Annotated in this window: 18 protein-coding genes; 3 read left to right on the forward strand and 15 right to left on the reverse strand. The window is 48.2% G+C overall.

Annotated features, from left to right (window positions below):
• The coding region (locus tag VGN67_RS24495; RefSeq protein ID WP_414717289.1) for a transposase at window positions 1-121 on the forward strand (121 nt) is incomplete at its 5' end.
• Window positions 122-136: 15 nt separating this feature from the next.
• Here the strand turns inward: VGN67_RS24495 and VGN67_RS05040 are convergent.
• From VGN67_RS05040 to VGN67_RS05100, 13 genes are all read right to left on the reverse strand, one after another.
• Window positions 137-1,132: an amidohydrolase family protein gene (locus tag VGN67_RS05040; RefSeq protein WP_327485686.1), complete on the reverse strand. Its 996-nt coding sequence runs from the start codon at window positions 1,130-1,132 to the stop codon at window positions 137-139.
• Between the two features lie 341 nt (window positions 1,133-1,473).
• Window positions 1,474-3,096 carry a DUF1593 domain-containing protein gene (locus VGN67_RS05045; RefSeq protein ID WP_327485687.1) on the reverse strand — a complete coding sequence of 541 codons (1,623 nt, stop codon included), beginning with the start codon at window positions 3,094-3,096 and terminating at the stop codon, window positions 1,474-1,476.
• Window positions 3,097-3,259: 163 nt separating this feature from the next.
• The gene (locus VGN67_RS05050) at window positions 3,260-3,550 is read right to left on the reverse strand and encodes a hypothetical protein (RefSeq protein WP_327485688.1); all 291 of its coding nucleotides are present in this window, start codon (window positions 3,548-3,550) and stop codon (window positions 3,260-3,262) included.
• Between the two features lie 312 nt (window positions 3,551-3,862).
• The gene (locus tag VGN67_RS05055) at window positions 3,863-4,579 is read right to left on the reverse strand and encodes an isoprenylcysteine carboxylmethyltransferase family protein (RefSeq protein WP_327485689.1); all 717 of its coding nucleotides are present in this window, start codon (window positions 4,577-4,579) and stop codon (window positions 3,863-3,865) included.
• Window positions 4,580-4,667: 88 nt separating this feature from the next.
• Window positions 4,668-5,126, reverse strand: coding sequence for a hypothetical protein (locus VGN67_RS05060; protein ID WP_327485690.1), 459 nt, complete (start codon window positions 5,124-5,126; stop codon window positions 4,668-4,670).
• 108 nt (window positions 5,127-5,234) lie between these two features.
• Window positions 5,235-5,600 carry a DUF86 domain-containing protein gene (locus VGN67_RS05065; protein ID WP_327485691.1) on the reverse strand — a complete coding sequence of 122 codons (366 nt, stop codon included), beginning with the start codon at window positions 5,598-5,600 and terminating at the stop codon, window positions 5,235-5,237.
• Window positions 5,560-5,862, reverse strand: a complete 303-nt coding sequence (locus VGN67_RS05070; protein WP_327485692.1) for a nucleotidyltransferase family protein — start codon at window positions 5,860-5,862, stop codon at window positions 5,560-5,562. The genes VGN67_RS05065 and VGN67_RS05070 overlap by 41 nt, the downstream gene beginning before the upstream one ends.
• Window positions 5,863-6,310: 448 nt before the next feature.
• Complete coding sequence (locus VGN67_RS05075) at window positions 6,311-6,940, reverse strand: hypothetical protein (protein WP_327485693.1); 630 nt, start codon at window positions 6,938-6,940, stop codon at window positions 6,311-6,313.
• Between the two features lie 87 nt (window positions 6,941-7,027).
• Window positions 7,028-7,687, reverse strand: coding sequence for a hypothetical protein (locus tag VGN67_RS05080; RefSeq protein ID WP_327485694.1), 660 nt, complete (start codon window positions 7,685-7,687; stop codon window positions 7,028-7,030).
• Window positions 7,688-7,747: 60 nt separating this feature from the next.
• Window positions 7,748-7,933: a single-stranded DNA-binding protein gene (locus tag VGN67_RS05085; protein WP_327486018.1), complete on the reverse strand. Its 186-nt coding sequence runs from the start codon at window positions 7,931-7,933 to the stop codon at window positions 7,748-7,750.
• Window positions 7,934-8,168: 235 nt separating this feature from the next.
• On the reverse strand, window positions 8,169-8,453 hold the full coding sequence (locus tag VGN67_RS05090; protein WP_327485695.1) for a tyrosine-type recombinase/integrase: 285 nt from the start codon (window positions 8,451-8,453) through the stop codon (window positions 8,169-8,171).
• Between the two features lie 3 nt (window positions 8,454-8,456).
• Window positions 8,457-8,918, reverse strand: coding sequence for a hypothetical protein (locus VGN67_RS05095; RefSeq protein ID WP_327485696.1), 462 nt, complete (start codon window positions 8,916-8,918; stop codon window positions 8,457-8,459).
• A gap of 74 nt (window positions 8,919-8,992) precedes the next feature.
• Window positions 8,993-11,812, reverse strand: a complete 2,820-nt coding sequence (locus tag VGN67_RS05100) for a PVC-type heme-binding CxxCH protein (RefSeq protein WP_327485697.1) — start codon at window positions 11,810-11,812, stop codon at window positions 8,993-8,995.
• Window positions 11,813-12,013: 201 nt separating this feature from the next.
• Between VGN67_RS05100 and VGN67_RS05105 the strand changes: the two genes are divergently transcribed.
• The gene (locus VGN67_RS05105) at window positions 12,014-13,252 is read left to right on the forward strand and encodes a GDSL-type esterase/lipase family protein (RefSeq protein WP_327485698.1); all 1,239 of its coding nucleotides are present in this window, start codon (window positions 12,014-12,016) and stop codon (window positions 13,250-13,252) included.
• Window positions 13,253-13,254: 2 nt separating this feature from the next.
• Window positions 13,255-16,734, forward strand: coding sequence for a PVC-type heme-binding CxxCH protein (locus VGN67_RS05110; protein ID WP_327485699.1), 3,480 nt, complete (start codon window positions 13,255-13,257; stop codon window positions 16,732-16,734).
• Window positions 16,735-16,935: 201 nt separating this feature from the next.
• Here the strand turns inward: VGN67_RS05110 and VGN67_RS05115 are convergent, their stop codons facing one another.
• Both VGN67_RS05115 and VGN67_RS05120 read right to left on the reverse strand, forming a co-directional pair.
• Window positions 16,936-17,436 (reverse strand): DoxX family protein, encoded by a 501-nt coding sequence (locus VGN67_RS05115; RefSeq protein ID WP_327485700.1) that lies wholly within the window; start codon window positions 17,434-17,436, stop codon window positions 16,936-16,938.
• Between the two features lie 37 nt (window positions 17,437-17,473).
• Window positions 17,474-17,827 (reverse strand): SnoaL-like domain-containing protein, encoded by a 354-nt coding sequence (locus VGN67_RS05120; RefSeq protein WP_327485701.1) that lies wholly within the window; start codon window positions 17,825-17,827, stop codon window positions 17,474-17,476.
• Window positions 17,828-17,832 lie beyond the last annotated feature (5 nt).

Here is a 17,832-nt window from a genome sequence, read left to right on the forward strand (position 1 = left end):
ATTTGGATGGCTCAATTTCAGACGCCGACTGGCTAAGGATTATGAGAAAACCGTAGAATCTTCTGAGGCCATGATACAAATCGCTTTTGCAACCATATTCCTAAATAGAATGCCAAATTAGTTTCCAAAACATAATCTAATTGTGATGTCTTTTTATTTCTTCCTTGCTCAAATCTAAAAATCTTGCTGCATTATTGTAAAGAATGTCCCGTTTCTGCTTCTTTGAAAGGAATGAGGCATTTTCTATAGTCTTCAATGCTTCTTCAATTAATTGAGGCCAGATCATTGAGTCAGAGCCAAACATAACTCTATTACCAAATCCGGGTTCAATGATTTTTTGCAGGTAAGAATAAAAAGCCTTTTCATTTAAATCAGTAATGATTCCGCTGATGTCAACATATACTTGAGGATGTGTCCATAGTACTGTGATCAAATCATCGATCATTGGCCAGGCAGCATGCATAATATAAACCTTCAGCTTTGGGTGCTTTATCAGAACTTCCTCTAATTGCAAAGGACTGTGAAGTCTTGCTCTATATTTTTCCCATCCAAGATAAGGAGCGCCAATTGGTCCCGGACCAATATGGATGCCAACAGGAATATTTAGTTCTTCAGCCATAGCCCAATATGCTGCTAATGAGGAATCATCTGCACTGATTCCCCTATATTGAGCTTCAATTTCTCCAAAAACCCTATACTTACCTTGTATAAAAAGCTTTCTCACCGAATCTGCTGAAGGATCAGTGCCGTTTGCCCGGTAAGTAAGACTTGGAATAATACGATCGGGAGCTGCATCAATCCATTTTTGGAGCAACCTTCCATTTGTAACCCCTATAATGTTTCTTTTTTTATAAATTGAAAGTGTTTTATTCATTACTTCATCATCTGTAAGCTCAGACACAATAGCATGCTTACATTTTTTTGCGGCTGCAATCAATGTATCACCCCAATGCACTCCTGTTGATGAAGTAGGAAATTCATCATTGTGAATGCATATCGTCATGGGCACTTGCCCAGCAAAATTTGCCTGGTTCGCATGAGCATGTATGTCAATAATAGGAGCAGGTTTCTTCTGTGCTTGCACATACAAAGCGAGAAACATCAAAAGGCAGATACTTAACAATTGTTTCATAAAGTGCTTTTATGCTTTATAATTTTGTTACTATTTACCCTAATATATGAACCTTTTGTTTACGCCCTTTTCCTCTGTGGCTGGTATTCTTCACCAGCAAATTTTACAACGGCTTGGTGTTGTGGCGATTTTCTATGTTTCTTCTGCCAACAACTGAAACCGAATGCTGAACTAATGTAAAAGTTTTATCTACTGCTCAATTGCTCTCCGTCTCACTGAAATTGCCTACAAATAGTAAACTAAGGTTGAGGCTGCGTCCTGTCAGCTACCATAGCTCCTATCTGCGTGTCAGCAGCAGTTTTCTATGACCTTGTTTGAAAACCCAAAAAGGTCAAAACCAATTATTTTTTTACGGTGATAATTACCCGCTGGTACCTGGTGAGCGATGGCGTCCCATCGTCTGTTGCCTCAAGAATTAGATGAATGGTTTGGCCGCCCAGGGCATCTTTGGGAATTAGCACCTCCGTCTGCACTGAAGTGGGATTTGAAATAACTACTTTGTTGGGATAGCTCCCTACCTGGAACTGCCACCATTTGATGGAAACAGCATTTCCATCTGGGTCTAAAACGGCTCCATTGAGTCTTATTTTTTCTCCGGCAGCCGCCAGTACATGTAGCGGCCCTTCAATTTTTACAGTAGGTTCATGATTTGCACCAGCGTACTTAGGTGTTACCGACCATTTAAGTCGGGCCGCGAAATCCAGTTGCGCCTGCGGAAAAAAGTTAGGAAAAGCCAATTCATTTGCACTTTTGTTTAACTGGCTATTCAATGTGCCTAGTGCCGTTGCCATTGCGTTGGCACTTGTATCTCGGGCTGTTGAATCAGCAGGAATAAGAAAATTAGTCACAGCCTCCCTATCGCTTTCCATGCGTCCACCCCAGCCGCCATAAGAACCTGTTTCGTAGGCCCGTAATCCATTTCCCAGCATGTTCATAAATGTATGGTTATCACCTTCTCCCAGCCAGGACCCTTTCTCCTGCACCGGCATCCACACTGCATAACCCATCTTCTTTAACTGCTCATTTGTATAGCCTGACAGGCCAAAATAATCCAGCATGTCGCCTTTTACCATTTGTTTACCATCACCCCACACCCGGTACAATGCCCCAAGTGGTCCGCGCTCTGACACATTCTCCTTCATCCAGGATGGGGTCAAATACATAGAGTTCTCTTGCTTAGCCCTCAACTGCGCCCCGTACCCATAGTTGGGACCGCCTCTGAATTGGCGATATTCAATATCCGGCCAGTTTGGCTTTATATAGAGTGCATACGTATCATCCTGATCACCAGATGGGAGCAGCACGATTTTACGAGAGATCTTCTTTTTGATGGCATCCCATTCTACTGTATACTCGTATTGCTCCTGAATGGATTTGAGTGCCCGGGCGATTGTACTCTGTCCTCCCCAGGCGGTAATAAACAGTGGTCCTGGCTTTTCGTCCATTATTAACGATTTAATCAGGTTTGAACCGGGAGTGTCTTTTGAAAAATCTCCGTCGAATTCAATATTCCCATACCGAATTTTAGATTTCAGATCATCCGGAGCCGGGTAGTTTGAGTTATGCACTTTCAGGTTTGGATAGACTTTCGCATAGGCGTCGACTGCGTCATGAATGAACCGCTCATCCTTAGCCCAGCGCCACGATTCACACGGACATAAGTTTAGTCCAAAACGTGTATATTCCCTTCCCGGAACAAACCATCTGGTTCCCTTGCCATCCCCTTTCCAGTGAAATTGGCTACTGGCATAAATGAGACCTTCTATGTTCAGATCGCTACTGTAGAGTAAAAAACGAATAAGAGAGTTGTTATCGTCAAGTTCCGGGTCAGCAGTGACTACAATGCGTGGTCGTACCTGCTGAGAAGCTTGTGCGCTCGCCTGCTTTGTAAAGAAGCACGTAAAGACTAAAACGATTGCATAAAGGTGGCCTTTAATCTGGAAACTTTGTGTATTTAAACGCATTAAATTGGTGTTTATATGTACTGGTTTTTAGTCAAAAATTATACTTAATGTCTTTCCGACCGTAGCTGGTGAGAAACACCAGCAGCTTCTCAATAGATGGCTCAATCGTTAGTATCTAATTTGCCGGTGATAACACCGGCAAAGGCGAAAATATTAGCATTAGTTATTTCTTTTTTAAGAGGCGCTTTTGATAGATAAACTTCTTATGATCTCGCTCAAAATCTCTGATAGTTTTTGGTGTTTTGAAATTTGCATTCTCGCTAATTCCAATTAATACCAATTCTAGTTGATTTTCTGTCATATTATTAATTTTGAATACTAATGTCCGATTTTCTAAATAGTCTCTGTCTCCTAACTCTCGCGGTAACCTTTGTTGAGAAGGTTTATTCGTATTTTTATCCGTTCGAACAATTAGCAAGTTATCTGTAAGTCTATAAACACCATATCCTTCCATAGGGTAAATAAGCCCACCATTACTCATAATGGAGAAAGAAACCGAGTCTTTACGAAAAGTCAAAGTATCTCTATCATTAAGGTAGACACCATTCAATATCCCTTGTCCGTTAGAGCTCGTTGAACAAATAAAAAATAAAATTATGAGTAGTAGTCGAAACATCTTAATTATTCCGCCGTTGCTGGTGTTTCTCAACAGCAGCTTTTACGCGAGTGAATCATTCCAATTCGCCGGTGATAACACCGGCAAAGGCGAAAAATTTTATAAATACACTGTTGTGCGTTCGTGCTACTTCAGTTACAAAACATCTCTTTAAAGCCACCTTCGAACCTTTGATTTGTAATCAAGATACTGTTGTCCAAATCTGCGGTCAAGATATCTCTCTTCACGCTTAATCACGTATTCTTGAATCAGAATATACAGAAAAGGTAGTAGGATAAAATTCCACCAGTTGCCAATTATAAAGGAGAGTCCAATGTAAAAAAGCATCAAGCTAATGTACATTGGATTGCGGCTTACCGTAAAGATACCTGTCGTTTCTAACGAGTTTGCAGGTTTAATGGTAACAAGTGTGTTTTTTGTCTTGAAGAACTGTCGCAATGCTGGAAAAATGAAAAATAAACCGACAAGGATTATCACCGAGCCAATAATCTTTGATGTTGTACTGCGGAAGAAATCTATGCCGAGTGGCAGGAGCTTTTGAATAAGAACTGCTAGCAGAAATGTGGCTACATAAAGTAGCGGCGGCGGTATGTACACTTTAGGGCTGTCTTTTAGGCTTTCCATCATTCTTGTTTTAATCGGTGATAAAATCAACTTCTCGCTACGATGCGGGGTATTTTTGTTGTCAAAGCATGACGCACAACTTATAAATATGGTGTTTCTCACCAGCAACCTCTCCAGAAGTGTCTCATCCGCAAGTACCTGATTCGCCGGTGATAACACCGGCAAAGGCGAAAAAAATGCACACCTCGCCGCGCTTATGACCCGGTTAAATGCTGCGGCTCCAGCCGCCTGGCCCGCAGTCACTTACCGTCTAAGGTGAACCAACGCTTCGCTTCCGGGCTCAGAACCAGTCCGAACCACCGCGGGCGCGGCCTCAAAGAGAGAGGTTCGGTTAATAAGAACCGGGCTTATTTTCCTTGTTGAACCAATGCAGCACCGCTGCTGTAGCCAGCCCTCCTACCAGATACCAGGCAATGGTCATGGCTTTGGTTTGAGGAGTGCGGGAACTGGGGGCATCGCCTATGCCCATAGGTCCGGGCAATACAATAGCTCCGATACCGGCTGCCAGTCCTAATCCTGCGGCGCGCAGCCATAGGGTATCTTTTTTTCCAGCGCCTGCCAGGCTATAATACAAGGTATTTGAAAGAATATCGCCCACCAAGGCAGCTGTATGCAGTGGCTTCCCCTGGGGAGGCTGTATATCTGCTTTGCGCAGGTACTTGTCTATGGTACGCATCCCCAGCAGATCCATACGCGGGGCATCCGGATTAAACTTCCTAACTGTTTCGTGGAGCAGGGTCAGTGCAGAGGCACCGGCTAAGCCTGCTCCGGCTGATTGTAAATAATCCATTGCTTATCGGGTTGGTGTAGATTGTATATAACTACTGGTTTGCAGCCGTTGTTGGGGAACAGCACCAGTAACTTTCATGCGAGTGACTCATACGCAAGTACCTGATTTCTATTCACCAAGAAACCGCTCAACTTCTTCTTTCAGCTTCGGCAGGCTGTTGGTGATGATACTCCAGATGATTTCGTCTGATACAGAGTCATATCCGTGAATAATCCTGTTCCGTGTTTCAACAATATTGCGGGCATTAGTAAAACCAATGTCAGGCTTCTTCTTCAGCATACGATTCATGGCTTCTCCTACTATTTCCAGATTCCTTTCAATAGCTCGCTTAGTCCTTAAATCTTTTTGGTAAATCTCAAAATCTGGTGCATCTTCCAGGAAGATCTCTATCTCATGAAGGGCAGAAACAATATCGTAAGCCCATGCTTTGATCTCAACTTCCATAAATAAGCTGGCGCTGTTTTTCCACAGCATTTCTGAAGTAAGGATTTTTTATCGCCTTTTCTTCCAGCAGGTCCACTGACCTACGAAGCGTACCTTCCAGGGCGAACTTGAGGCTGAAATAGTTATCGGCGTACTGGTATAGGTCAATAGGTTCAAAATCTACAATAAGGTCAACATCGCTGGCTTCGGTGAACTTGTCGGTGAGGACTGACCCAAAGGCATACAGCCGCTTGACCTTGTGTTTTTCACACAAGTCATTGATAGCATGCCTGTATTTGTCTAATGGCGTCATATATTAAATCTTAGCTGGTAAAAGTATTGAATTTCCGCCGTTGCTGGCGTTTTTCACTAGCAACTTTTGGACGAGTGACTCATTGGCGGTCCCTGAAAGATAAGGTATTCTGCCGTTGCTGGTGCTTTTTATGAGCTACTTTTAAATGGGTATGTCATTTGGAGATATCTGACTCGACGGTGTGGTATTGCCGGTGGGGTCCAAATTTAGCGCCAACGGTTAAGCTAAGCGACGGGCGAGGCCGTCGGCCGAGGCTGGCGTTTAGGTATTGTTAGCGGTTTGTGCTTTTTTCTTTTTTTATAAGTATGCTTAAGCGAAACGAACGTAACGGTTTCGGGCTTTGCGTTCGGGCGGGTTACGGAGCACAAAACTGTCAACCTGCACTGAACTTGAATCGAAGCACAAAGCTTCAAGTTTACACGTCAGCCCGCCTGACGCAAAACCCGTGTTACCACACGTTTTTATCTTTTCCAGTCGGTCTGTATGGTTCATTTGCACTCTTTAAAACTTTACTTTCAAATTTCTTTGGGAAGAATCGCATCATTAATCTTGTCTTCATTACATTCAATTCTGTCAATATTGAACTCTGCCTGTTTGATAGTTCTTCTGCTTCTTTTTCGGTCAAAACTTTGTTTACATTTTTATCAAAGTCAATTTTAAATAAAGGGAACTCTGGTGAATTTTCTCCTGTCAAAGTTACTTGATTTCTAAGTGTCTGGCTGATAGAAGTCATAAACTTCTCTATGGTTTCAAAATCCTTAATTGCAGTAATCTCCTTTGGGTCGATGTCAAATTCAATTTGGTTGGGTAGAAAAAAGTAACAATGAATATTAACTCCATTAAAGTCAATTTTCAGCGATTTACTTTCCATTTCGCCAGTTTCGTCTCTGAGATATTCTATCACATACTCTTTGTCAATTTGTTTTTTCTCATCTTCCCCAAACTTTATGTCATAATTCAAAATCAGAAAGTCAATAAGTTTTTCCCAGTCAGAAAGTGTCACATCCTGAACATAAATGTCCCTTAAAGAACCGTCTGGCTCAAAAATCCATTTTATGTCATTCCAATTTCGAGTCATTTTAAAATGTGTGGTAACGGCTGGGCTAAACGGCGGCGGCGGCCGTCGGCCGATGCTGGCGTTTAGCTGTTGTTGTACGCCGTTTTTCTATGTGTTTTGTATGAAGTAACATGCCACCCTTGAAGTTGGCTCAAAGAAAACCTTCAGAGCGCCGTCACACCAAAAGTTCATCTCATCAAATATCTTTTCGTAATAGTCGCTGTCGCTTTTGAAGTTTCTACTCTTGGCCCTTACATGTCCGTTGCTCATTAGCTGGCATACGAACTTCATTTTCTTGTCCGTTTTCGGGCAAATTGGGTAGTCTTCAGATTGTATCCAGTGGGGTTTTCTTGCAAGTCCGATTATTTCAAATTCATTGTCATCATCTACTCCTTTGAAAGGTTTTAATGAGCAAGTCAAAGAGTCGTATGTAACTCTGGAATCCTTATCCAGTTCATCGTAAGCCGTTGTGATTTCAGAAGTGTTCAGCGGATATAACAACTTTGGCTCGTTCGGATTTTCGTAATCCAGAAAGATGTAATCAAAGTCTAGGAAGATAGGGCAAATCAAGTTGAGCTTAAATGGTAGCCATTCGAAGAACTTGTCTTTATTATCAATAAAGCCTAAGTATTGAAAGCCACCCTTGAATTCATTTTCAGGAATTTTGAAATCGCTTGGTATCTCCCCACCTAATTGATGAAGGCCAGCACTATCTTCTACAAATTCAAGCTGTGATTGTATGTTCATTATCCTTTTTATAAGATTCATTTTTGTTCTATAAATGGCGTACAACATTTGTGTAAACGCAACTGGTTGCGTTTATTTCCGTTATAGATGTAGTTCATCGGGTTTGTCTAACATAATAAAGCTTTCCCCGATGATCTCTGTGACATAGCGTTTGTTTCCTTCCTTGTCATCGTAGGAGCGTGTCTTAATTTTTCCTTCCAGATAGATCATACTGCCTTTTTTAAGGTATTTGGCGGCTAAGTCGGCCATGTTACGCCACAAAACCACGCTGTGCCATTCGGTGTTGGAATGACTCTCTCCTTTCGAGTCTTTGAATATCCGCGGCGGCGGTCCGATCAGTAGTAGCAAGTGAAAATTTGGTCACGCTTATACCTCCCTCTATACTTTGTGTATCAGGGCGGTGCGCCGCTGCGATCTTTACCCAAATTACCGATTAATGTTACCTTATTGAGTCCCCGCATGGTAAAATAGAAGGATTTGCATACAAGCTATATAAGGTTTCTTATATTTCCAAGTCATCCATTGGGCTTATTATCTGATCAAATCCTATGGTAGTCATGTGGGTGTATATTTCGGTGGTTTTGGAGCTTTCGTGGCCTAAAAGTACCTGTATATAGCGCAGATCGGTCCCTTTTTCCAGCAGGTGTGTAGCAAAGCTATGGCGTAGCGTATGTACCGTTACTTTCTTAGTGATCCCGGCTTTTTGACAGCTTTCTTTGAAAAACGTCTGAATGCTTCGGGCCGAGTTCGGGAATTTTCCGCCGTTGCTGGTATTATTTACCAGCAACTTTTACGCGAGTGAGTCACTGGAAGGAACCTGAGTATCGTCGGCCTTCAGTTTCATATATAGTCTTTTCAATTCTATGTTCTCAGCCCATGCGCCACTTTCATTCATCGCAATAATAATGTAATTCATAAAGTCATCCAGAGACTTTGTCGCGCCTTTTACTGTCGCATTTTGCCAGGGCTGCTTGTCTTTTGACATCCTGTATTCGATGTGATATTCGCCAGCATTTGCAATGATGGCTACATACCAGTCAGCATCGTTGGTTTCTGCTGTAAAGAGTAACAAATGAGCATGAGAGGTTCCGCTAAAAATTGCCGTTTCTATAAATGTTTGGTTGGCTTTCTCAATAACCCGAAGCATTGCCTTGCCCAAATCTGATGAAATCGTATTGTCAGAAGAAGCCCATTCGCTGTAAAACTCTTCGAGTGTTTGTTTTTTTTGTTCCTTGAAACGGGTTAACGGCATGTCTTCTGTTGAATTTTATGAATGGCTGAAAGCTAACACCTAACTCTGCGTGTTTTATTAAAGTACCTTACCCCTCAATGCCCCGAGTGATCCATCATTCCCAAACGTGCATTAAAGTCACTCAGCGCCTTCTTCGCTTCATCGGTACCTATCGCCTCTACCCGCTGCTTCATGTAAGTAAGTATATTAGGCAACTTGGCTTTCTCGGCCAGTTGCAGGGCACGCTTTACGTCAACGGTAGCCAGCGGTTCGGCGGCGTACCAGGCCATGAGCGGCAGGTTGTGGTCGTCTTTGTCCTGGCCTTTCTGCACAAGGGCCTCCATGACCTCCCACCGCTGACCGGGCTCCAGACGCAGCATGGCGGAAGTCAGGTAGAGACGCACCAGGGCCGAATTGTCTTTTTGAGCCATGGATGCAAAACGCTTGAGCGCTTCGGGCGACACGCTGTTGTCCTCCGCCATGAGCTGGATGGCCCAGCTACGTACGTACTCGTTGTCGTGGGTCAGCAGACTATTCAGGTCTTTGTCGGTCAGCCCCTGTGTGACGTGCAGCGTCCAGAGTGCGCGGAGCTTACGGGTAGCATCCGGATTTTTAGCGAGGATATTTTTTAGAGCGGCATGTACCTTTTTGTTCGGGCCGCGCTCCTGCAGAATGGTCCGCGCCTGCCGTACGTACCACTCGTTGGGGTGAAGCTGGTAGTTGACCAGTTGCTGGTCGGTTGCTTTGGTTAAATCTACCTTTGCCCATTTATCATTTTCGTGACTAATCCTGAAAATCCGCCCCATGGTTTTGTCGTGTACATCCGGGTTGGGGCTGTGGCACTGGTTCTTGTCGTACCAGTCGATGGCCCAGACCGAGCCGCTCGCGTCGTACTTGAAGTTCAGCCACTGCGACCACGAATCGTTCATGGCCATGAAGTCCGGGCGGTGCGTAACCGTGTAGCCAGAGCCAGCGCGGGTCGGATTATCAATATTCATACGGGCACCGTTGATATTATTCATGAATATCTGGTTGCGGTACTCCTGCGGCCAGCTGTTGCCCAGGTATATCATCGCCCCCGCGTGGGCGTGACCGCCTCCGGCCGAGGCCGACCGGAAATTACCCGCGTGCGGTCCCCGCTCGCCTACCCAGTGTACGTGGTCGGCGTGGGTTTTGATATCGTCGTAGGTGTAGGGGTTAAAATGCTTGCCCGCCTGCCGCTTGTAGCGCGCACCCTGAATGACGTGGTACATGTGCGGAATCACGCATACCGTGATGAACGGATGGCCGTAGTCGTTGAAATCAATGCCCCAGGGATTGCTGCTGCCTTCGGCGAATATTTCAAAGGTATGGCGGGTAGGGTGGTACCGCCAGACTCCGGCGTTGATCTTGGTACGCTGGGCATCGGTAGCGCCCGGCTTACCGACGTTGGAATGCGTAAATACCCCGTGGGTACCGTACAACCAGCCATCGGGTCCCCAGCGGAGGCTATTCAGTACTTCGTGGGTATCCTGCGTACCCCAGCCGTCGAGCAGCTTCTGCGGCGGACCGGCGGGTTTATCGGTTTTGTCATCAACGGGGATGTACAGCAGGTACGGGGCCGCCCCCAGCCATACGCCGCCCATACCTACCTCAATTCCACTGACCAGGTTGAGTCCTTCCATAAATACTTTCCGGCTGTCCAGCGTACCGTCGCCGTTGGTGTCTTCCATGATCAGGATGCGGTCCTTGCCCTGCCCTTCCGGCGCGGGAGTTGGGTAGGTATGTGCTTCCACGACCCAGAGCCTGCCCTTTGCATCGATGGTAAAACTAACCGGTCGTACCACATCCGGCTCGGCGGCGGCCAGCGTTACTTTAAATCCTTTGGGCGGAGTCATGGCTTTGGCGGCTTCTACACCGGAAAGTCCGGCGTTGAGTACGGGATCAAGGGGTGGAAGTACAATAATATCGCTTTGTTTTAGCTCATTCGGAAAATTGGGACGGCTGGGGTAGAATCGGAAATCATCAAAATTGATGTGCGCCCAAATGTCGTTTTTGATGTAGGGAATCTGGGAAATACCCGTTTCATTATCTACGATCCGAATGAATATGTCTTTGTTTAAGTGAGGCTGCAAATCCACTACCACTGGTAGCAGCGTAGCCCGGCCATTACCGGTAATATGAAAGATAACCTGATCTGTATCGGCCCGGACCAGCTCCACCCGGGTATCCTGCAGGGCTCCACCCGACACTCTGAAGGCGGCAAAGGGCTGCGTTACCTTGAACGGCACCGATGTTAAAGTACCGGTAAGCTTATAATTGGTAGTGCCGCCGCTGCTCAGAAACTGCTTTCCTTCAAAACCAATCTTCATATCTTTCTCATGCACTGGCGATGGGTCCTGGCTAATGAGCGGCTTGGCAAAGGCATCACCCGTGGCGGTCCAGTCTTTCAGGGTACCTGATTCAAAGTCCAAATTCAGGGGCTGTTCGTTCTTCATGGGCAGTTGTCCCGCCACCGACGTACCAAGTACAGCTCCCTCCACTACTTCAAAGCTACCTACCATACCCGCCGCGCGGTGCCCCGGTACCGTACAGAAGTAGGTATCGCTCTGCTGCGCTACGAAGGTAATGCTCGTACTGGTACCCTTTTCCTGAAGCGTTTTACTTTTAATACCAAGTTTTTCCAGCGCTATATCGTGCGTCATCTGCTCGCCGTTCGTAATAGTAATCCTGACCCGGTCGCCTTTGTTGGCTTTAAGCGTAGGATTACGCGCCCCATCCTTCCCAAAGTACCCGAGCATGGTAGCTTCCAGGGCGTAGTCCCGGTCGTATTTGGCGTTATCCTGCGCGGAATTGGTTTGCAGAGCGGCACCATAGGTAGCAGGTGCCAGGTAAATGGTGGTAAGTACCAGAAAGAGAATGCGAAGAGCGTACATAGGAACAAGGATAAGGATGCCTGAAATATCCATTGTAAAAGGATATTCTGTCAACTACCTACTATCCCGGAACGCCTCCTTTTCGTACCTGCTCCCTTGGCAATTTTCTTTTGGCGAAATATTTCCTGATATTATTTTTTCTGATTAGCAAATATTTCCCGCGTCCCTGTCTTTTAGTGTAAGTTAACCTCTTGAAAATACATGTTACAGAAAAAGGTCCGGGCCGTTACGGCCTGCCTGCTCGTATGGCTCCTCACCCTTCCCGGCGCGTGGGTTGCTGCTCAGACTACTACACCACCTACGGGGGCCGCTTTTAGTCTTAAAAACGGCGACCGGGTGGTTTTTCTGGGAAATTCCCTTTTTGAAAATGATCTGCAGTATGGGTACCTGGAGCTGGCCCTGACCACCCGCTGGCCCGACCGCAACGTTACCTACCGGAACATTGGCTGGACGGGCGATAATGTCTTTGGCGAAGCCCGTAGCTATATCACCAATCCGCCTACGCCCTACGACTTGCTGATTGAACAGCTAACCAAAGCCAAACCAACCGTAGTTTTTGTGGCCTACGGAGGTATTGAGGCGCAGGAAGGCGAGGCGGGGCTGCCCCGCTTTACCGAAGGCTTGCATAAACTGCTTGATAAAATAAACGAACTGGGAGCCAAAGCCATTCTGCTATCCCCCATTCCGGTCATGTCGGCCGAGCCTGGGACCACAGCACCGCGTAATGCCATGCTGGAACGCTACGGGGCGGCCATAGCCCGTACGGCTTCTGAGCGAGGGCTTAGGTACATTGATATTTTTAAGCCTATACAGGAAATTAGTAGAAAAACATCTGTTTCCGACAATGGCATCCACCTGAACGAAGCCGGCTACTACTACCTGGCTTCTGCCCTGGAAAATGGTTTGGGGCTGCCCGCCCGACAGGAGGTGCATACCATCAATGCTTCGAAGTCAGGCAATACAGCCTCCGCTCCTGTTAAATTAGTAGTTTCAGAATCAGACAAATCCAGCCTGAAATTCACAATGGATGCTCCCTATCTGCCCCTGACGCCACCTAAGGAAGACGGAAGAGTAATGGGTAATGGTCAAACAATCCGGATTACCGGCCTCAAAAAAGGGTTCTACACCCTCACTGCGGACGGTGCGCAGGTACTTACCGCTTCGGCCAAACAGTGGGCCGAAGGCGTAGCGCTCACCCAGGGGCCGCTGATGGCTCAGGCGAGTCAGCTGCGGGAGATGATCGTTAAAAAGAACGAACTATTTTTTCACCAGTACCGCCCGCAGAACCGCACCTACATTGTTGGTTTCCGCTCCTACGAGCAGGGGCGGCACGTCAAGGGACTGGAAGACCTTAATTTTATCATTACCTGGCTGGAAGGGCAGATTGCCCTGCGCCGCATGCCCCCATCACCCGTTTACCAGCTTAGCCAACTCAACTAGTTATGAATATTCTCAAAAAAAGGCCACTCCTGCGTAGCATCATTTTTATTCCCCTGGTGCTGCTCTTTACCTCTACGGTCCATCAGGACGACCGCCGGGACGATCCCGATCCGGATGTGCAGCGCGAACTGGAGTCATTCAAGATTGCGGATGGCTTTGAGGTAACGCTCTTTGCCGCCGAGCCGCTGGTAGCCAAGCCCATTCAGATAAACTGGGATGCCGATGGTCGGCTGTGGGTGGTTAGTAGTACTGCCTACCCCCACGTCAAGACGGGCGAGCAGGCCAACGACAAGGTTTTTGTACTGGAAGACACCGACGGCGACGGCAAGGCCGATAAGTCTACCATTTTTGCCGAGGGCTTACTCACCCCCACCGGAATCCTGCCCGGCGATGGTGGTGTGTACGTAGCCAACTCTACCGAAACTCTGCACTTCATGGATACCGACGGCGACGGCAAGGCCGACAAAAAAAGGCAGGTACTCACCGGCTTTGGCACCGCCGACACGCACCACCTCATCCATACTTTCCGCTGGGGGCCCGAAGGTCGTCTGTACTTCAACCAGTCCATCTACATATACAGCCACGTCGAAACCCCGTCGGGTATCAAACGACTGGAAGGCGGTGGCGTCTGGAAACTACAACCCAATACCCTGGAACTGGACGTGTACGCCAAAGGCCTGATCAATCCGTGGGGACTGCAGTTTGACCGCTGGGGGCAATCCTTCCTGACCGATGGCGCCGGGCTGGAGGGCATTAACTATGCTTTTCCAGGCGCTACTTTTGTAACCGCGCCGGGCGCCGAGCGGATCATCCGCGGTCTGAATCCGGGGCAGCCCAAGCACAGCGGACTGGAAGTGATATCAGGACGTCACCTGCCGGAGTCGTGGCAGGGCAGCGTCATCACCAACGACTTCCGGGCCAACCGCATCAACCGGTTTAAACTGGAAGAACAGGGTAGTGGCTACGCATCCAAACAGGTGGAAGACCTGCTGTGGACCGATCACGTGGCTTTTCGTCCGGTGGATATCAACCTGGGGCCGGATGGCGCTATTTACGTGGCCGACTGGTACAATCCTATCATCCAGCACGGGGAGGTAGACTTCCACGACCCGCGCCGGGACCAGGAACACGGGCGCATCTGGCGCATTACGGCTAAGAACCGTCCGCTGGTCAAAGTACCTAAACTCACCAAAGCCAGCACTCCCGAGCTGCTGGACGCCCTGAAACTACCCGAAGACTGGACGCGCCTGCAGGCCAAACAAGTACTCAAAAGCCGGGGTGCCCAGGAGGTACTACCCGCCCTGCAGAAGTGGACCGCCAGTCTGGACAAAAAAGATCCTAACTACGAACACCAGCTCCTTGAAGCCCTGTGGGTACACCAGGCCCTGGATAATGTGAACGAGCCCCTGCTACTTAGTCTGCTGAACGCAGAAAAGCATCAGGCCCGGGCGGCGGGCATCCGGGCTTTACAGCTATGGTATCCTAAAATAAATAATGTACCGGCCCTGCTTACCAAAGCTGTAGCGGACCCGCACCCGCAGGTACGCCTTGAGGCGGTGATAGCTCTGCGAAAAGTACAAACAGCCGAAGCAGCCCGTACGGCGCTAACTGCACTGGAACAACCTACGGACGAGTTTCTGGACTTTGCCCTGTGGCAGACTACCCGGGAGCTGGAGCCCCAGTGGACAAAGCGCCTGAAAACAGAACCGGATTTCTTCGGCACTCCCCAAAAGACGGCATTTGTCCTGAAGTCCGTAAATAATCCGGAGGCGGTCACGCAGTTGGCCCAACTCTATCAGAAAGGTCAGGTACCCGAAGCCTACCATAAGGATGTACTCAATTCTTTGGCCAGGAATGGTAAGCCCGCCGACCTGAATATACTCTTAGGCATGGCCGTTCAGGGCAATGCCGCACAAAATAAGCAGGTTGCCGCCCAACTGGCGGCTCTAGAGGAGGCCGCCCGTCAGCGGAACGTAAAGCCGGAGCGCGAACTAAATCGAATTGCCGAATTTATTGAGAACGAAGATCAGGCCGTAGCTGCCAGTGCCATCCGCCTGATCGGCCTCTGGCGCATGGAAGCCATGACGGACCGCGTGGTTGATCTGGTCAGGAAAGGTGATAAGAACACAAAGAGAGCGGCTATGAATGCGCTCACGCTCTTAAATAAAGATAGAGCCCGGCAGGTACTGACCGAGCTGGCCGGCACTAAAAGTCCGGAGGAATCACGACTTCTGGCGACGGCCCAGTTGGTATCGCTGGACGCGGCCGAAGCGGCCCGTCTGGCCGTGGATCTGATGCAGACCCTACCCGCCGAAACGGATGCCACCGAACTGTACCGCCCCTTTATGTCCCAGCCGCCGCGAACCCAGGCCTTGGCCGAAGCGTTGATGGCCCGAAAGGTACCGGAAGCTACGGCCAAAGCAGCCCGGATGAAGATACAGGGGCTGATTCCCTGGAACCGCCACCAGAGCGACGAGGTAAAACTGCTGAAGCAGGCCCTGGAAGCATCGGGAGGTACTCTACCCGTGGAACGCATGCCCCAGCAACTCAACGATCAGCAGATAACCAGCCTGGCCCGGGAGGTCAAAACCTCGGCCAATGCGGAACGGGGCGAAGTCCTGTATCGCAAGACCAGCTGCTTTAGCTGTCACGCCCTGGGTGGTGCCGGTGGACTCATTGGCCCAGATTTGAGCAGCCTCGGTACCAGCTCACCCGCCGAAACCATTATCCGCTCCGTCCTCTACCCTACGGCCTCTATCAAGGAGGGCTACGAACTACAGCGCATTGCCAAAAAGGACGGCAGTGAAGTGATGGGGTATCTCGTCAGCAACGGAGCCTCCGAAATCGTGATGCGCGATGTATCGGGACAGGAAGTAGCAGTACCGAAGAGTCAGATCGATGTCATGGAAAAAGTATCCGGTTCGCTGATGCCAGCCGGACTGACCGCCGGTCTGGACAAGGATGAGTTCCGGGATATGGTTGGGTTCCTCTCTAAGTTGGGCGAATCGGGCAACTACCGTGTACCTAACACCCGGTTGGTGCGCCGCTGGGAGACCGTAGCCCCCTCGAAGGAACTAGCTACAAAGTTACGTACTGAGGGCCCAGGGGCCTTCGTAAAAACCAATACAAAGCTCTCCTTCCAGCCTGCCTACAGCAAGGTATCGGGCGACCTGCCGGTAGATGAACTGCCTATTGTGGAAGCAGGCCCTGGTAAGCAATTTAGCCTCGTCCGGTTTGAGGTAGAAGTACTAACGCCGGGCAAAGTACAGCTAGACCTTAATTCCACTGCCGGTGTGACTGCCTGGGCGGGGCAAAAGCCTCTGAAACTTACGGAACAGGGTACTCTAGCCGAACTCCCTCAGGGTATTCATCCCATTACGCTGGTCATTGACCGAAGAGCATTTACTAATAAAGCTCTCAGCATTCAGCTTCGCGACAGCCCGGAGGTCACGGCTCAAACAAGGTTAAAAATGGGACGCTAGTATAATCTGCTATCAGTAGTATACGAAAGAATTAGTAATGGTGTAAAAGCAGCCCCAGAGGGTCGAACGGCCGATGGGGCTGAATCAATAATTCTTTTGTAAACTACTAATTCACTATACATCATGCATATAAAAGAGGTTTGCCACAGTGGCAAACCTCTTTTTCTATTTTGGAATGAAAGGAGTAATGTGCAGAAGGTATCAGCTTCCAACCTCTTGATGGATCACCCTTTTTGCGCCTTCGGGGTGAATGGAGTTCTCTTTTGGGCTGAAGAGCAGGCGGTCAACCGAAAAGGCTCCACTGCCAATGCTGACCAGTGCCGCGGCTATACCCAACCAGAGCAGAAAGTACTCAATGCCTTCGCCTCCCTGATTGCCAAACCAGTTCATAAAGAATCCCCATTGTGTGTGCGTAATCAGGATACCCACTGCCAGAAAGGTGTACGCCAGGGCTAGTAGTCTGGTAGCTAGTCCGGCTATCAGGGCTACGGCTCCTACCGATTCCAGCAGGATCACCGCCAGCGCCACCAGCCAGGGCAGGTGCATGGTTTTAGTGAAGAAATCCATGGTACCCGAAAATCCATATCCCCCAAACCACCCCAGTAGTTTTTGGGCTCCGTGTGCAAATACAACTGCTCCCAGACTTACCCGCAGGATCAGGCCTGCGTACGAATCATTGGTATTAAATAGTAGCTTTTTCATTGGTTTATTTTTTTATGGCTAATAGATGAATAATAAGTTAGTTGCCGTAGAAGAATTGCTCTTTGATGATCTGGCCATCCTGCCATTCCTGCACCGATACCTGCGTGTAGTTTTTAACGCCCCAGTCCTTGTGGGTGTAGTCGTACTGCCACTGTACCATCGTGATACCTTCGCCGACGGTCACTTTCAGAGGTCTGGCAGTACGTAGTTCAGTAATGGATGAAAAGAATTCCTCTTCCCGTAGCCGATTCGCTTCTTTCCCAACCGTTGGCTGGTTTTCGTTTTCCTGCATTACTACCGTATCGTGGTAGTACTTGTCGAATGCTTCCAGGGCTTTACCTTGTAGCACCAGGTCATTCAGGTCTGTAACTTTTTCCAGTAATTGACTCATAAACT

Source organism: Telluribacter sp. (assembly GCF_035998675.1).
Classification (GTDB): Bacteria; Bacteroidota; Bacteroidia; order Cytophagales; family Spirosomataceae; genus Telluribacter.